The organism is Exiguobacterium sp. ZOR0005 (genome assembly GCF_000798975.1).
Taxonomy (GTDB): Bacteria; Bacillota; Bacilli; order Exiguobacteriales; family Exiguobacteriaceae; genus Exiguobacterium; species Exiguobacterium aurantiacum.
In genome coordinates, this window is record NZ_JTLB01000022.1 from 124,881 (window position 1) to 140,482 (window position 15,602).

Below are 15,602 nucleotides of genomic sequence, written 5' to 3' on the forward strand. Positions count from 1 at the left end.
CTACGAGAAGCGCCTTCACCAGTCATACAGGGTGACCGTTTTCTTTAAATAATGCTCGAGCTGGGCGAGCGGGACCGGCTTGCTGTAATGATAGCCTTGGATGAGCGAGCTGCTATGTTCAAGCACGAAAGCGAGTTGCTCCGGCCGTTCGACCCCTTCGGTGACGATGTCGAGACCGAGCGTATGGAACGTTTGATACAGTCCTTCGAGCAACGCCCGATCGAATGTGTTCTCCGGGATCCCTTTCACGAAGTTTTGATCGATTTTGATCAAGTCGAGTTGGAGCGACTGCAGGAACGACAACGAAGACGTCCCGACCCCGAAATCATCCAGCGAGATTTTGACACCGAGCGTTTTCAACGACTGAATGAACTGTTGCAATTCATATAAGTTGCCGCCGACCTCGCTCTCGGTAATTTCGACGTGAAGTAAATGAGGGTCAAATAACGTTTCTGCGAGCACATCTTCAAGTTCGGCTAAAAATGACCCGTCTGCGATTTGCCGTTTGGATACGTTAACCGATAAGAACAAATGGTGTCGCATACTGTGCTCCTTCATCTCGGACACCGCTTGACGGAGCACCCAACATCCCAAGTCCGAGATCAATCCGAGCTGCTCGGCGATCGGGATGAACAGCCCTGGCGACACTTGACCTTTCACTGGATGGTTCCAGCGGATGAGGGCTTCGACGCCGCGCACGGCGAACGGATGCGGCGATACAATCGGCTGGTAGTACAGCTCGAACTCATCGTTCTCGAGTGCCCGTCTCAAATCACGTTCCATCTCAAGCGTCTGCAAGTAGTGGCTGCCATCTTCAATCTCTTGGAACGCCAAAATCCGTTTTTTCCCGGATAGTTTCGCCTCATGCAAGACGACGTCAAGCCGTCCCATCATGACCTCATACGTATGATGGGGATGCCGCAACGCGAAGACGTCCAATCCGATCGTCGTCGTCAACCCTGTCACCCCGTTCATTTCGGACCAGTCGGCCAAATCTTTCGTGAGCCGGCGGGCGACCGGACGCAATTCGTCGAGCGTCCAATTCGGGTGAAGGAACATAAATTCATCGGCACCGATGCGGGCGACAAACCCGTCTTCTTTATAAAAATTCAGCCGTGATGCGATGTAAATCAAGACGGCATCACCCGTGCGATGACCGAACTGGTCGTTGATGCGGCGGAAGTCGTCAAGATCGAGGCCGATGACACCGATTTGATCGTCGCCACCACGCGCGCTCGAAAAATAGTCCTCGATCGCCAACCGATTTGGCAGTTGCGTGAGTGCGTCCCGATACGCCTTATCGAGCACTTCCGCCCTCGTGTCTTCGAGCGCGGCGAGCACCTCGTTCATGCTGACGGCCATCTGTTCAATCTCGTCTTGGCTCTGTTCGTTCAAACTGATGCGTAGACGACTATCTCGCTCAATTGTGATCTGTTTCAACTCATCGCCAATCCCCATCAATCGACGAATGATGACGTGGTGGATCGTCCATAGCAACGACAGAAACAGTCCGACACCGAGAACGAGCAACGCCAGTATGCCGAGGCGTAGCATCGCCACCGTGTTTTGGTAATGCGTCGGTTCGACGACGAAAGTGATGCCATAGTCGGTCTTGTCATATACCGTATCGAGCGGGATGACGACATGTGTCAGTCCGTCCCGTGACGTGATCGTCGTGTCGGTCGCTTCGGTCAACCCTACAGCGAGCGGCAACTTCGTCTGGGCACTCAAATCGGCGACGAAATGACTGCTGACGAACTCGAGCATGACGAGCGTCCCTTCGGCCGGACCGCTGCGGTCACTTTGAAGAATCGGATGCGTCGCATAAAAGACAGGCCCGTATTCGCTCTCATAGATTGTGCTGCGCGTGTTGGCGTCAGCTCGGACGCGTGAGGCGATATCAGCCAAAAACGCCTGTTGCTCAGGCTCAGTCAACGACAAGCTCTGTTTTTGGAACGTGGCGTAATGGACGTCCCCGTCTCGATTCAAAAACAGCATCGCATTGACGTTCAAATTATCGAGAGACGCCTCGCTGATGTTGCTGTCGATGAACGTCTCATTCTTTCCTTGGATGAACGCATACGCGTCGTTCCATTCCGCCCAATCGACGAGCGTCCGCTCAAGGCTACTCTTGCGATTCACGAGTGTTTCGGTCACACTCGCGATTTGACTGTCGACCGCGAGCCGGTCCCGCTCCATACTCTGTTCGATGAAATACGGTCGGACGACAAAGAAGATGACGCCGACAAAAATGAGGATATTCAACGCCACCGCAATCATCAGTTTTGTCCGAATGCGCATGCCGACCACCTTCTTCCTTCAATCTACTCCATTATTGTAGAGCAGGAAGTTGTGATTCCCTTCTTTTCGCATGAAAAAAAGGATGGGTTGACCCATCCTTTAAAAAATATGAGCAAGCGCCCGACCCGCAATGTCGGTCCGATAAAACGTATTCGGCAGTTCGAGCGTCTCGAGCGCCGCATATACCGTCTGCTTCGCTTCGAGCAACGTCGGTTTTGTTGACGTGATGACGAACAACCGGCCGCCGTTTCCGAGCACACGGTTCCCGTCACGCGTCGTCCCGGCATGGAACACACGGACGTCTTCCGGCAAACGCTCAAAACCGGATAACACTTGTCCTGACAAAGCTGTCGACGGATAGCCTTCCGCTGCCACGACGACCCCGATCGTGTAAGCGTCAAGCCACTCGATCGCGTACGTTTTTTTGGCGACGACCGCTTCGATGACGTCAAGGAGCGGTGAGGCGAGGTTCGGCACGATCACTTCGGTCTCCGGGTCGCCGAAACGCGCATTGAACTCGATCACTTTCGGCCCGTCAGCCGTCAAGATGAGTCCCGCATATAAGAAGCCTTCAAACGGTGTCCCCCGCTCGACCATCGTCTTCGCGAGCGGATGAAGCACTTGTTCGACCGCCTCGTCATAAACGCTTTCCGCAAGATGAGGCATCGGGCTATACGCACCCATCCCGCCCGTGTTTGGTCCTGCATCGTTGTCATAGGCGCGTTTATGGTCTTGCGACGTGATCATCGGGATGACATGTTCCCCCGAGACGAACGCCATGAGCGAGAACTCTTCTCCGTCCAAAAACTCTTCGATGACGACACGCGACTGCGCACCGAACTTATCGGTCGTGAAGATGTCCGTAATCGCTTCTCTTGCTTCTTCAAGCGAGAAAGCGACCGTCACCCCTTTCCCGGCGGCAAGTCCGTCCGCCTTGACGACGAGCGGGGCCCCGATCGCTTCGATATATGCCAGAGCCGAGGCCGCGTCGGTGAACGTCTCGTAGGCCGCGGTCGGAATGTTCGCCTGTCGCATGACTTCCTTCGCGAACGCCTTGCTGCCTTCAAGCAGAGCGGCGGCTTTCGTCGGGCCGAAAATACGCAAGTTTTCTTTCTCGAACGCGTCGACGACTCCGGCCATGAGCGCCGACTCCGGTCCGACGATCGTCCAACCGATCTGTTCCGCCTTAGCGAACGTGACGAGCGCCGCGACGTCCGTCTCTTCGATCGGCACGCACGTCATGCCGTCCATGTTGAGATTGCCCGGGGCGACGAAAACGTCGTGCCCGTCTTGTTTCAATTTCCAGGCGAGTGCGTGTTCCCGCCCGCCGCGTCCAATGACGAGTACGTTCATCGTATCGCTCCTCTCAGTGTTTGAAGTGTCGGACTGACGTGAATACCATCGTGATACCATGACGGTTCGCCGCCTCGATCGACTCTTCGTCTCGAATCGAACCGCCTGGCTGGATGATGGCTGTGATGCCGGCCGCTGCCGCTGCTTCGACCGTATCCCCCATCGGGAAGAACGCATCGCTGCCGAGTGCCGCACCCATTGCGCGTTCACCGGCTTGTTCGAAAGCGATTTTCGCCGCCCCGACCCGGTTCATCTGTCCAGCCCCGATTCCAATCGTCGTCTCATCTTTCGCCACGACGATCGCGTTCGACTTCACATGTTTGACGACACGCCAAGCGAGCTTCAAATCTTCCCATTCTGCTGCTGTCGGGCGACGATCCGTCACGATTTGGCACGAGGCGTCGTCGAGCGTCATATCGTCCCCGTCTTGCACGAGCAGGCCGCCGGCGACTGCCGTCAACCGCGATCCGGTCATCTGTCCCATATCGAGCGTCAACAGACGTAAGTTCTTCTTCTCTTTCAATCGGTCAAGTGCTGCCTCGCTAAAGGATGGAGCAATGACGATTTCGAGGAAGATGTTTCGAAGCGCTTCTGCCGTCTCGAGGTCGACTTCCCGGTTCAACGCGACGATGCCCCCGAAAATCGAGACCGGGTCGGCCGCATGGGCCCGTGTGAAAGCTTGGTGAATCGTTTCGCCGACGGCGACACCGCACGGGTTCATATGTTTGACGACGACCGCTGCCGGTTCCGTCAATTCGGTGAGCGCTTCGAGCGCCGCATTAGTGTCTTGGATGTTGTTATATGAGAGCTCTTTCCCGTGGAGTTGCACCGCATTCGCAAGCGTCATTCCGTTATAGAGCGGCGTCTTATAAAATGCTGCCTGTTGGTGCGGGTTCTCCCCGTAACGAAGGTCTTGTACTTTTTCGTACGTGACCGTGAGCTGGTCCGGGAACGTCTCGCCGATCTGTCGACCTAAATAGTCTGCGATCAACGCGTCGTACGCCGCCGTATGCCGGAACGCTTTCGTTGCCAGGCGTTGTCTCGTCTCAAACGACGTCCCGCCGTCCCGCACTTCTTGTGCGACTGACACATAGTCAGCCGGGTCGACGACGACCGTCACGCTCGCATGGTTTTTCGCTGCCGAGCGGAGCATACTCGGCCCGCCGATGTCGATGTTCTCAATCGCCTCGTCATACGTCGCGTTTTCTTTCGCGATCGTCTCTTTGAACGGATATAAGTTGACGACGACGTAATCGATCGGCTCGATATGATGGTCTTTCATCTGTTCGACGTGCGAGTCTAAATCGCGCCGTCCGAGAAGTCCGCCATGCACGAGCGGATGGAGCGTCTTCACGCGACCGTCGAGCATCTCTGGAAACGACGTCACTTCCGAGATGTTTTTCACCGGCAACCCTGCCGCGACGAGTGCCGCCTCTGTCCCACCCGTTGAGATGAGTTCAATGCCAGCCTCATGCAAGACGCCCGCAAGTTCAATGATTCCTGTCTTATCTGACACACTAAGTAATGCTCTCACTTGAAAACCTCCTGTTGAATGAACACTTGATGTAACACGTGCGGGTAGAGCGCATGCTCGACCGCTTGGATCCGCTTTGCCGCTTCTGCGGGATCACAGTCCGTAATCTCTACTTCGCGCTGGGCGATGATTGGTCCCGTGTCCATCCCCGCATCGACGTAATGGATGGTGACACCGCTGACGTCTACGTCCGCGGCGAGCGCTTGTCCAATCGCGTCTTTTCCGGGGAACGCCGGGAGGAGAGATGGATGGATGTTGATGATCCGGCTCGGATACGCCTCGAGCAAGACGTCCCCAATCAAACGCATATAGCCTGCCAAGACGATATATTCGACGCGCAGCGTATGCAACAAGACAAGAATCTCTTCTTCAAAGTCTTGTTTCGACGCATACGCTTTCGGTGTGAACGAAAAGCTCGGGATATGATATTGATCAGCCCGTTCAAGTACTTTCGCATCGGGTTTGTCCGTGACGAGCAGCACGCATTCCCCAGACAGCTCGCCGCGTTCGATTGCTTGCCAAATCGCTTCGGCGTTGCTGCCTGAACCGGAGGCGAAGATGGCGAACCGCTTCACTGGTCGACCCCCATGATGCGGACACCTGGCTTCGCGTCGACCTTTCCAATCCGGTGCGACGTCTCCCCGGCGCGTTCGAGTGCCGCTTCAACCACCGCGACATCCTCTGGGCGGACGGCGATCATGAAACCGATTCCCATGTTAAAGACGTTGAACATCTCTTGCTTCGAAACGTGGCCGACTTGTTCGAGCCAATCGAAGACCGGGAGACTTGGCCAACTCGACGCATCGAATGTGACGCCAAGTCCTTCTGGCAGCATCCGGGGCACGTTCTCATAGAAGCCACCGCCCGTGATATGGGCCATCCCTTGGACGAGTCCGGTCGAAATCGCCGCTTTCGCCGCCTCTGAGTAGATGCGGGTCGGCAACAACAACGCATTGCCGAGCGTCGTATCGAGCATCGCAATCTCGTCCGTGTAGGCGAGTCCTTGCGCTTCGACGATATGACGGACGAGTGAGAAGCCGTTCGAATGGACGCCGGATGAGGCGAGCCCGAGGACGATATCTCCTGCTTCGATCGTCCGTCCGTCGATCAGTGCCTCTTTCTCGACGACACCGACGGCGAATCCAGCGATGTCGTACTCCCCGTCCGGATACATGCCCGGCATCTCGGCCGTCTCACCTCCGACGAGGGCACAGCCCGCTTGGACACAACCTTCAGCGACACCGGCGACGATACGCTCAAGCTTCGCCGGATCGGCTTTGCCGGTCGCGATGTAGTCTAAGAAATAGAGCGGTTCGGCACCATGGACGAGGCAGTCGTTGACACACATCGCCACACAGTCAATCCCAATCGTATCATGTTGGTCGAGCGCGAACGCGAGTTTCAGCTTCGTCCCGACACCATCTGTCCCGCTCACGAGGATCGGATGCTTCAGCTGCATCGACCCGAGATCAATCATCGCACCGAAACTTCCAAGGCCGGTCATGACCTCAGGACGCATCGTCCGTGCGACGTGACGCTTCATGCGCGATACCGCCTCATAGCCTGCCTCTAAATTCACACCCGCTTGTTCATATCTTAAACTCATCGTCAGTCCCCCTCAAGCTTTTGTCTCTGTCACAAGTTCCGCCAGTTCTGTCGGATAAAGTCCGGTGAAGCAAGCGGCACACTGCCCGCGCAAGTTCCCTTCGAATGGCCGGTCAATCGCGTCGACCGTCCCTTCTAACGAGAGAAATGCAAGTGAGTCGGCCCCAATCTCTTCTTTAATCTCTGTAATCGATTTGGTGGCCGCAATCAACTCTTCCTTTGATGATGTATCGATGCCGTAATAGCACGGATGCTTGATCGGTGGTGACGTGATGCGGACGTGCACTTCGGTCGCCCCGGCTTCACGGAGCATCTTCACGATCCGCCGGCTCGTCGTGCCCCGGACGATGGAATCATCGACCATGATGACGCGCTTGCCGTTCACGACGCCGCGAAGCGCTGATAATTTCATTTTGACGCCTCGTTCCCGCAGCTCTTGCGAAGGTTGGATGAACGTCCGCCCGACGTAACGGTTTTTGATGAGTCCCATCTCATACGGGATGCCGCTCGCTTCGGCGTAACCGATCGCTGCCGAAATGCTCGAATCGGGAACTCCGGTCACGACGTCCGCCTCGACCGGCGCCTCATCGAACATCTTTTTCCCCATCGCTTTCCGTGCCGTATGGACGTTGACCCCGTCGATGATCGAGTCTGGCCGTGAGAAGTAGATATATTCCATCGAACACATCGCCCGGACCGCCGCTTCACTGTAACGCTCGGACGTGATGCCGTCCGCTGTAATCATGAGAAGCTCTCCCGGCTCGACGTCACGGACGTATGTCGCCCCGACGACGTCGAACGCACACGTCTCGGAAGCGAACACGTACGCCCCGTCCTCGGTCTGACCGAGTGAGAGCGGACGGAGACCGTGGACATCGACCGCGACGTAAAGAGCATCTTCTGTCAAAAAGAGAAAGGCGAACGCTCCGACGAGACGGGCCAAGCTATCCGAAATCCGTTCTTTCAGTGAATTCCCGCGGCTCCGCTTGATCAAATGGGCGACGACTTCTGTGTCCGATGTCGTCTGGAAAATCGCGCCTTCCGCCTCGAGCATATGTTTCAGTTCGGTCGCATTGACGAGGTTCCCGTTATGCGCCATCGCCAAGTCGCCGGTGAGTGATTTGAAGTGGAGCGGTTGGACGTTCTCGAGCGTGTTTCCACCCGCTGTCGAATAGCGGACGTGCCCGATGGCGTGATGTCCGGTGAGTGCGTCGAGTGACGGCTCATCGAACACTTCGGCGACGAGCCCGAGCCCGCGCTTCGCGTTCAAACGTTTCCCGTCCGCCGTGACGATGCCCGTCCCTTCTTGGCCCCGGTGTTGCAGGCTATGCAGACCGTAGTAGGCGAGATGAGAGGCGTCGATGTGTCCGTAGACGCCGAACACACCGCACTCCTCATTCATGCCTCGGATGTCATATAACATGGAATAGCTCCTTCCCATACACGTTCAAGTTCGGCGACATTCATTTCAATGAGACGGTCGCTCGCCCGGATAATCAGTTGTGTTGCTTCGGTCACGTGTCCGATGCGCGTGGCGTTCGTCAACGTCTCGAAGCGGTCCGCTTGGTCGGCCGCGACCGTGACGAGGAAGCGTGATTGTGACTCACTAAAAAGTGTCGTCACGAGATCTGTCTCGACGCTCACGTCTAAGCCGAAACCAGTCCCAAACACGAGCTCAGGAAGCGCTGCGGCGAGTCCGCCTTCAGACACGTCGTGGGCCGCTGTGACGAGTCCTTCACGAATGACTGAAAGGAGCGCTTGTTGATTCGTCCGTTCTGTCGCCAAGTCGAGTGTCGGCGCGTGCCCGCTCACTTTGCCGTCTTGCAGCATTTGCAGCGCACTGCCGCCGAACTCAGGCTTCGTCTCACCGAGCAAGAAGACGACGTCGCCTGCCGTTTTGGCGAACGAAGTCGTGATATGTTCACGCTTCTCGATCAAACCGACCATGCCGACGACCGGTGTCGGATAGATGGCCGTGCCGTTCGATTCATTATAAAGCGAGACATTTCCTCCGATGACCGGTGTGTCGAGCGTCCGACACGCCTCAGCCATGCCTTCGACGGCTTGATCGAGTTGCCAGAACCCTTCCGGTTTGTCCGGGCTACCGAAGTTCAAGCAGTCCGTGAGCGCCAACGGTTCAGCCCCGCTCGCGACGATGTTGCGTGCCGCTTCGGCGACCGCGATGGCACCGCCGACACGTGGGTCGAGGTAGACGTATTTCGCGTTGCAGTCCGTCGTCATTGCGAGTGACTTCTCGGTATCACGGATGCGGATGACGGCCGCGTCACTGCCTGGCGCGACGACGGTCGATGTTTGGACCATATGGTCGTACTGCTCGTACACCCAACGCTTCGAGGCAATCGTCGGCATGGCAAGGACCTCTTTCCACGTCGCGAGGACATCTGTGACGACCGGTCGTACCGGCGCCATCGCTTGGAATGCCTCATAGTAGGCCGGAACTTTTGACGGCTTATGATAGACCGGTGCGTCTTCGGCGAGCGCGTCGACCGGTACTTCCGCCGCGATTTCGCCGTGATGGACGAGACGAAGTACTTTTTCTTCGATGACTTCGCCGACTTTGATCGCATGAAGTCCCCACTTCGTGACGATCGCTTCAATCTCGTCTTCATGTCCTGCCTTGACGACGAGGAGCATCCGTTCTTGCGATTCCGACAACATCATCTCGTAAGGCGTCATCCCTGACTCACGTTGCGGGACGAGGTCGAGGTTCATCTCGATGCCCATCCCCGCTTTTGATGCCATCTCGGCAGAAGACGAGGTGAGACCGGCTGCGCCCATGTCCTGGATGCCGACGAGGGCTGGGTGCTTGATGACTTCAAGACATGCTTCAATCAACAGCTTCTCCATGAACGGGTCCCCGACTTGGACGGCTGGACGTTTCTCGTCCGCATCTTCTCCGAGTTCTTCCGAGGCGAACGTCGCCCCGTGAATCCCGTCACGCCCTGTCGTCGCACCGACGTACATGACCGAGTTGCCTACTCCTTCCGCGATCCCTTTTTGAATGTCTTCGTGGCGGATGAGTCCGACGCACATCGCATTGACGAGCGGGTTGCCGGCGTAGGCCGGGTCGAACGCGACTTCCCCGCCGACCGTCGGGATGCCGACACAGTTGCCGTAACCGGCGATCCCAGAGACGACATGGCCGAATAAATGTTTCACACGTGATTCGTTCAAATCTCCGAAGCGGAGCGAGTTGAGCAGAGCGACGGGCCGCGCACCCATCGAGAAGATGTCGCGGATGATGCCGCCGACCCCTGTCGCCGCTCCTTGGTATGGTTCAATCGCGGACGGATGGTTATGGCTCTCAATTTTGAAAGCGACCGCTTGCCCGTCACCGATGTCGACGATTCCTGCCCCTTCCCCTGGTCCTTGAAGGACATGTTTCCCGGTCGTCGGGAACTTACGGAGCACAGGCTTCGAGTTTTTGTACGAACAGTGTTCTGACCACATGACCGAAAACAAGCCGATCTCTGTGTAGTTAGGGTCGCGACCTAGGAGTGAGACGACGAGCGCGTACTCTTCGTCTGAAAGTCCCATCGTCGCATATAGGCGTGCCTCACGGATATCGAGTGCTGTCGGTTCAGTTGTAACTAGCATGTCGTGTCCCCCATTTCACCATCGAAGTGAATAATCGTTTTCCATCTTCACCGCCAAGTAGCATCTCGACCGCTCGTTCCGGGTGCGGCATCATGCCGAGCACGTTGCCTTGCGCGTTCGTGATGCCGGCGATGTCCGCTGCCGACCCGTTCGGATTATCCGTATACGTGAAGGCAATTTGCCCGTTCGCGCGAAGCGTATCGAGCGTCTCGTCGTCACAGTAGTAATTGCCTTCCCCGTGTGCGATCGGGATCTGAATCGTCTCACCGAGTGCGTAGTCGCTCGTGAACATCGTCTCGTTGTTTTCGACTTTCAGCTCGACCGTCTTACACATGAACTTCAAGTCACGGTTTCGCATTAACACACCTGGCAACAACCCTGTCTCGACGAGCACTTGGAAACCGTTGCACACACCGAACACCGGGCGTCCTTCTTCGGCGAAGCGTTTCACTTCACTCATGATTGGAGAGAATTGCGCGATGGCCCCGCACCGTAAGTAATCGCCGTACGAGAAGCCCCCTGGCAACAAGACGCCGTCATACCCGTCAAGTGACGTCTCCGTATGGAACACGTATTCCGCCCCTTCACCAATCACGTCTTTGACCGCGTGATACATATCGAGGTCACAGTTCGATCCTGGGAAGACGATGACCGCAAATTTCATGCGAGTACCCCCATCTCGATTTTGTAGTTCTCGATGACCGTATTGACGAGCAGCTTCTCACACATGTCCCGGACCATCGCCTCGGTCGTCTCGTCCGTGACTTGGAGCTCGATCACTTTACCGATGCGCACCGATTCAACGCCGGTGAACCCGAGGTGGTCGAGTCCGCCTTTGACGGCGACGCCTTGTGGATCGAGCACACTTTCACGTAATGTCACGTACACGTTTACTTTTTTCATTGGTCCATTCCCCCTATGCGTGTTAACAGCTGGCCATACGTCTCGGTCAGTGAACCGAGGTCTCTACGAAATACATCTTTGTCGAGCTTTTGCTTCGTCTCTTTATCCCAAAGTCGACATGTGTCCGGTGAAATCTCATCGGCGAGGATGATCGTCCCGTCGACTTTCCCGAACTCGAGTTTGAAGTCGATCACGTCGATGCCGTGTTCTGCGAAGAAATCGAGCAACACGTCGTTCACCCAAAGGCCGAGTTGTCGCAATGTTTCGACTTCTTTATGTGTGGCGATTTGCAGTAAACGGATATGATCTTCTGTCAGAAGCGGATCTCCGAGTGCGTCATCTTTATAGTAAAACTCAACGATCGGGGCGAGGAGCGGTGTCCCTTCTTCCCAACCGAGCCGTTTGGCGAGACTGCCGGCAGCGACGTTCCGGACGACGACTTCGAGCGGGATGATGTCGACGCGGCGGACGAGCTGTTCGCGGTCTGATAGTTTCTCGATGAAGTGCGTCGGAATCTTATTGTCGTGCATCAGTTCAAACAAACGGGTCGTGATGGCGTTGTTCAACACGCCTTTGCCGTCAATCGACTGTTTCTTTTCCCCATTGAATGCCGTGGCGTCATCTTTATAATAGACACGGAGCACACCCGGTTCTTCTGTCTCGTATAACGCTTTCGCCTTACCTTCGTAAATTGCTTCCATCTGTATCGTCCCCCTTAAAAGTGAGAGGGGCGTATTGCCCCTCAACGATCACAAACCACAGCGTTCAAAAATGACATCGACACGGCGCACGTGATGGCTCGGGTCGAACAAGTCATCGAGCTCGTCACTCGTGAAGAGTGCACCCATCTCAGCATCTTGCTCGATCAATGTCCGGAACATCGTCTCTTCTTCCCACGCCTGCATCGCCTTCGGTTGCACGGCGTCATACGCGGCTTCACGTGACCAGCCTTTCTCGATCAAGGCGAGCAAGATCCGTTGCGAGAAGATGATGCCGAACGTCCGGTCCATATTGCGGCGCATGTTGTCCGGGAACACCGTCAAGTTCTTCACGATATTGCCGAAACGGTTAAGCATATAGTTCAACAAGCTCGTCGCATCCGGCAAGATGATGCGTTCCGCTGAAGAGTGCGAGATGTCACGTTCGTGCCAAAGCGGGACGTTCTCGTACGCCGTCACCATATGACCGCGGATGACGCGGGCCAACCCCGTCATATTCTCAGAGCCAATCGGGTTACGTTTATGCGGCATCGCCGATGAACCTTTTTGTCCTTTGGCGAAATACTCCTCGACTTCACGTGTCTCTGTCTTTTGAAGGCCGCGGATCTCGGTCGCCATCTTCTCGATCGACGTGGCAATCAATGCGAGCGTCCCCATATACTCAGCGTGACGGTCACGTTGCAACGTCTGTGTCGAAATTGGGGCAGCTTGAATGCCCAGCTTGTCACACACATATGATTCGATGAACGGGTCGATGTTGGCGAACGTGCCGACAGCGCCACTCATCTTGCCGAACTCAATCGTCTCGCGTGCTGCCATGAAACGTTTCTTGTTGCGCTTCATTTCTTCATACCAGAGGGCGAGTTTCAATCCGAACGTCGTCGGCTCGGCGTGGACGCCGTGTGTACGCCCCATCATGATGTCGTATTTATGTGCTTTCGCCTTCTCAGCGAGAATGTCGATGAAGCGGTCTAAGTCCGCCTCTAAAATGTCGTTCGCTTGCTTGATCAAGTACGAGAGCGCCGTATCGACGACATCCGTCGACGTCAACCCGTAATGGACCCACTTCTTTTCTTCACCGAGCGTTTCTGAGACGGCTCGAGTGAACGCGATGACGTCGTGGCGTGTCTCTTGTTCAATTTCAAGGATGCGGTCGACATCGAATGAAGCTTGATCCCAAAGTACCTTGACGTCTTCTTTCGGGATGACACCTAGCTCACTCCAGGCCTCACAAGCGTAAAGCTCAACTTTGAGCCAAGCGTCAAACTTGTTCTCGTCCGTCCAAATCGCCGCCATCTCGGGGCGGGTATAACGTGAAATCATAAAACAGTCTCCTTCCAAATTGCCAATTGTTCGATGGTATGAAGCGCGTCTTCGACGGAATCTCCGAGCACGTTCAAGTGTCCCATCTTCCGTCCTGGCTTCGCTTCATCTTTTCCATACAGATGTAGTTTAACATTCGACGGTAAGTTCTGTGGTTTCAGCTCTTCCATCTGTTCACCGAGCAGATTGACCATGACGACTGGGGTGTGCAGCGTCGTGCGTCCGAGAGACATACCAGTGATTGCGCGGATATGCTGTTCAAATTGTGACGTCTCACATGCATCCATCGTATAGTGACCAGAATTGTGAGGTCGCGGCGCCAATTCGTTTATATATAGTGAGCCGTCTTCCATGACGAAGAGCTCAACTGCGAGCGTCCCAATGAGTCCGATGTAGTCCGCTAGTTGCAGAGCGACGTGTCGTGCGTCGTCCAAGACGTCTTGTGAGAGACGTGCCGGAACGATTGATACGTGAAGAATGTTATTCCGATGAATGTTCTCACTAATCGGGAACGTCGTCGTCTCATGGGAACCTCTCGTCACGATGACCGAAATTTCCTTTTTAAAAGGGAGCCAAGCTTCAGCCACGTATTCACCTTCTTTGAACTGATTGACGAATGCGTGTACGTCTTGCTCGGTTCGAAGTACGGTTTGTCCTTTCCCGTCATAGCCGAAGCGACACGTTTTGATGACTAGAGGGAGCGTTAGTAAATCTTGAGCCCGATATACATCTCGTACTGACCGGATCGGTACGTAAGGCGCGACGCGTAAACCAGCTGCCTCGACCATCTGCTTCTCAAACAAACGGTGCTGTGTTGCTTTTAAAACATCCATTCCTTGCGGGCACTTTTCATCGATTGCTTCGATCATCGCGGTGTCGATATTCTCAAACTCATACGTGATGATATCTGAACGTGTCGCGAGTTGCTTGGCAGCTTCAATGTCATCAAAATTTGCCACGATACTTGGGGCGACTTGAGCGGCAGGTGCATTCGGGTTTGGATCGAGACTGAGCGTCTCATAACCCATCGCGCTCGCACTAAGCGACATCATCCGTCCGAGTTGTCCTCCACCTAATATCCCGATCCGCATCAGACGAGTTCCTCCGTTCCTTGCATTGCCATCTCTTTTTTCTCTTGGCGATATTGCGTAAGGCGATCGGCGATATCAATCGAATGAAGGCTAAGGATTTGTGCGGCGAGGAGTCCGGCATTCGTAGCACCCGCTTGTCCAATCGCGACGGTCGCGACCGGTACACCGGCCGGCATTTGGACGATGGATAGCAATGAATCAAGTCCGTTCAATGCTTTTGATTGAACAGGTACACCGATGACTGGCAACGTCGTCTTCGCGGCCACCATTCCTGGAAGGTGGGCCGCACCGCCTGCACCTGCAATAATGACATGAATGCCACGATTTCTAGCGCTCTCTGCATATTCAAACATGACGTCCGGCGTTCGGTGCGCTGATACGACTTGCTTCTCATACGGGATATGGAGCTCATCAAGTACGGCACATGTATGTTTCATTGTTTCCCAGTCAGACGAACTGCCCATGATTACACCAACTGTCTTCACGTCAACGTCCCCCTTAAAATAAAGAAATCCCTAAACCGTTTCATCAGTTTAGGGTATAGAGCACGACAAAAAAATGTCGGCTATACCCCATAGTCTGATCAGAATCGGTGATCAGGTAGAAACTTGCAAGCCATTTCCTTGCGATTATATGGAGCGATATTTAATTTTCTTAACTCACACGCCTATCGTACCTTGTTCTTTGAAAACATGTCAACAAACTGCGAACATTTTAATTGTCTGAATATTTATCGTTCGCTTTTAGAATGGTTTGTAGAACAAAAAAAGCTGTCCCCTTTGAAGGACAGCTTGGCATTATGGATTGAGAGCAACGCACTCAAATAAAATCGATTGATGGGAATGTACAGGTTCGTCTTTGTTTCCCGTTTTTTCAAAGACTGGCTTTTCAATCCTACGTACCGGGCGATACCCCATTTGAGCAATACGGTCTAAACACTCACCGACTGTCTCGTTTGGCTCGACGTATACTTTGATTTTTTTGGCCATCTGTTCTTCCTCTCTTTCATTTGAATCGCGATATAAAAAAGCGGCGGCCCTTGAGCGAATGCTCCAGAACCACCGTTTGCCTGGCGACGTCCTATCCTCACAGGGGGAGACCCCCAACTACTTTCGGCGCTGAAGCGCTTAACTTCCGTGTTCGGCATGGGAACGG

14 protein-coding genes, 1 rRNA gene and 1 riboswitch are annotated in these 15,602 nt (G+C 54.9%); all 15 genes read right to left on the reverse strand.

The genetic code is table 11. The features are described 5' to 3' along the window. Positions 1–15 precede the first annotated feature (15 nt). Entirely contained in the window at positions 16–2,301 is a 2,286-nt protein-coding gene (locus tag L971_RS09450) for an EAL domain-containing protein (protein ID WP_231557590.1), read from the reverse strand. 99 nt (positions 2,302–2,400) lie between these two features. Then, positions 2,401–3,654, reverse strand: a complete 1,254-nt coding sequence (gene purD, locus L971_RS09455) for a phosphoribosylamine--glycine ligase (RefSeq protein ID WP_024371767.1) — start codon at positions 3,652–3,654, stop codon at positions 2,401–2,403. A 13-nt stretch (positions 3,655–3,667) separates the two neighbouring features. Then, positions 3,668–5,188, reverse strand: coding sequence for a bifunctional phosphoribosylaminoimidazolecarboxamide formyltransferase/IMP cyclohydrolase (gene purH / locus L971_RS09460; RefSeq protein WP_024371768.1), 1,521 nt, complete (start codon positions 5,186–5,188; stop codon positions 3,668–3,670). Further along, entirely contained in the window at positions 5,185–5,763 is a 579-nt protein-coding gene (gene purN / locus L971_RS09465; protein WP_024371769.1) for a phosphoribosylglycinamide formyltransferase, read from the reverse strand. Before purN ends, purH begins: the two co-directional genes overlap by 4 nt. After that, on the reverse strand, positions 5,760–6,794 hold the full coding sequence (gene purM / locus L971_RS09470) for a phosphoribosylformylglycinamidine cyclo-ligase (RefSeq protein ID WP_024371770.1): 1,035 nt from the start codon (positions 6,792–6,794) through the stop codon (positions 5,760–5,762). Before purM ends, purN begins: the two co-directional genes overlap by 4 nt. Positions 6,795–6,806: 12 nt before the next feature. Beyond that, complete coding sequence (gene purF, locus L971_RS09475) at positions 6,807–8,216, reverse strand: amidophosphoribosyltransferase (RefSeq protein WP_024371771.1); 1,410 nt, start codon at positions 8,214–8,216, stop codon at positions 6,807–6,809. Beyond that, a complete protein-coding gene (gene purL / locus L971_RS09480) occupies positions 8,192–10,411 on the reverse strand; it encodes a phosphoribosylformylglycinamidine synthase subunit PurL (protein ID WP_047375528.1) in 2,220 nt (739 codons plus the stop codon). The genes purF and purL overlap by 25 nt, the downstream gene beginning before the upstream one ends. Next, a complete protein-coding gene (gene purQ / locus L971_RS09485) occupies positions 10,395–11,075 on the reverse strand; it encodes a phosphoribosylformylglycinamidine synthase subunit PurQ (protein ID WP_024371773.1) in 681 nt (226 codons plus the stop codon). The genes purL and purQ overlap by 17 nt, the downstream gene beginning before the upstream one ends. Beyond that, positions 11,072–11,314, reverse strand: a complete 243-nt coding sequence (gene purS / locus L971_RS09490; protein ID WP_047375531.1) for a phosphoribosylformylglycinamidine synthase subunit PurS — start codon at positions 11,312–11,314, stop codon at positions 11,072–11,074. Before purS ends, purQ begins: the two co-directional genes overlap by 4 nt. After that, complete coding sequence (gene purC, locus L971_RS09495; protein ID WP_024371775.1) at positions 11,311–12,015, reverse strand: phosphoribosylaminoimidazolesuccinocarboxamide synthase; 705 nt, start codon at positions 12,013–12,015, stop codon at positions 11,311–11,313. The genes purS and purC overlap by 4 nt, the downstream gene beginning before the upstream one ends. Positions 12,016–12,063: 48 nt before the next feature. Continuing rightward, positions 12,064–13,356 (reverse strand): adenylosuccinate lyase, encoded by a 1,293-nt coding sequence (gene purB / locus L971_RS09500; protein WP_029333666.1) that lies wholly within the window; start codon positions 13,354–13,356, stop codon positions 12,064–12,066. Then, positions 13,353–14,447: a 5-(carboxyamino)imidazole ribonucleotide synthase gene (gene purK, locus L971_RS09505; RefSeq protein WP_029333667.1), complete on the reverse strand. Its 1,095-nt coding sequence runs from the start codon at positions 14,445–14,447 to the stop codon at positions 13,353–13,355. Before purK ends, purB begins: the two co-directional genes overlap by 4 nt. Beyond that, entirely contained in the window at positions 14,447–14,911 is a 465-nt protein-coding gene (gene purE / locus L971_RS09510; protein ID WP_029333668.1) for a 5-(carboxyamino)imidazole ribonucleotide mutase, read from the reverse strand. The genes purK and purE overlap by 1 nt, the downstream gene beginning before the upstream one ends. Positions 14,912–15,002: 91 nt before the next feature. Beyond that, positions 15,003–15,104, reverse strand: a riboswitch (purine riboswitch). Positions 15,105–15,244: 140 nt separating this feature from the next. Beyond that, positions 15,245–15,436 (reverse strand): NETI motif-containing protein, encoded by a 192-nt coding sequence (locus L971_RS09515; RefSeq protein ID WP_024371779.1) that lies wholly within the window; start codon positions 15,434–15,436, stop codon positions 15,245–15,247. Between the two features lie 78 nt (positions 15,437–15,514). Beyond that, a 5S ribosomal RNA gene (rrf, locus tag L971_RS14840) occupies positions 15,515–15,602 on the reverse strand; the annotation flags it as partial.

Coding starts and splice junctions, on each gene's coding strand:
- L971_RS09450 (WP_231557590.1), bottom strand. CDS start 2,301: ATGCGCATTCGGACAAAACTGATGATTGCGGTGGCGTTGAATATCCTC.
- purD (WP_024371767.1), bottom strand. CDS start 3,654: ATGAACGTACTCGTCATTGGACGCGGCGGGCGGGAACACGCACTCGCC.
- purM (WP_024371770.1), bottom strand. CDS start 6,794: ATGAGTTTAAGATATGAACAAGCGGGTGTGAATTTAGAGGCAGGCTAT.
- purF (WP_024371771.1), bottom strand. CDS start 8,216: ATGTTATATGACATCCGAGGCATGAATGAGGAGTGCGGTGTGTTCGGC.
- purL (WP_047375528.1), bottom strand. CDS start 10,411: ATGCTAGTTACAACTGAACCGACAGCACTCGATATCCGTGAGGCACGC.
- purQ (WP_024371773.1), bottom strand. CDS start 11,075: ATGAAATTTGCGGTCATCGTCTTCCCAGGATCGAACTGTGACCTCGAT.
- purS (WP_047375531.1), bottom strand. CDS start 11,314: ATGAAAAAAGTAAACGTGTACGTGACATTACGTGAAAGTGTGCTCGAT.
- purC (WP_024371775.1), bottom strand. CDS start 12,015: ATGGAAGCAATTTACGAAGGTAAGGCGAAAGCGTTATACGAGACAGAA.
- purB (WP_029333666.1), bottom strand. CDS start 13,356: ATGATTTCACGTTATACCCGCCCCGAGATGGCGGCGATTTGGACGGAC.
- purK (WP_029333667.1), bottom strand. CDS start 14,447: ATGCGGATCGGGATATTAGGTGGAGGACAACTCGGACGGATGATGTCG.
- purE (WP_029333668.1), bottom strand. CDS start 14,911: ATGGGCAGTTCGTCTGACTGGGAAACAATGAAACATACATGTGCCGTA.
- L971_RS09515 (WP_024371779.1), bottom strand. CDS start 15,436: ATGGCCAAAAAAATCAAAGTATACGTCGAGCCAAACGAGACAGTCGGT.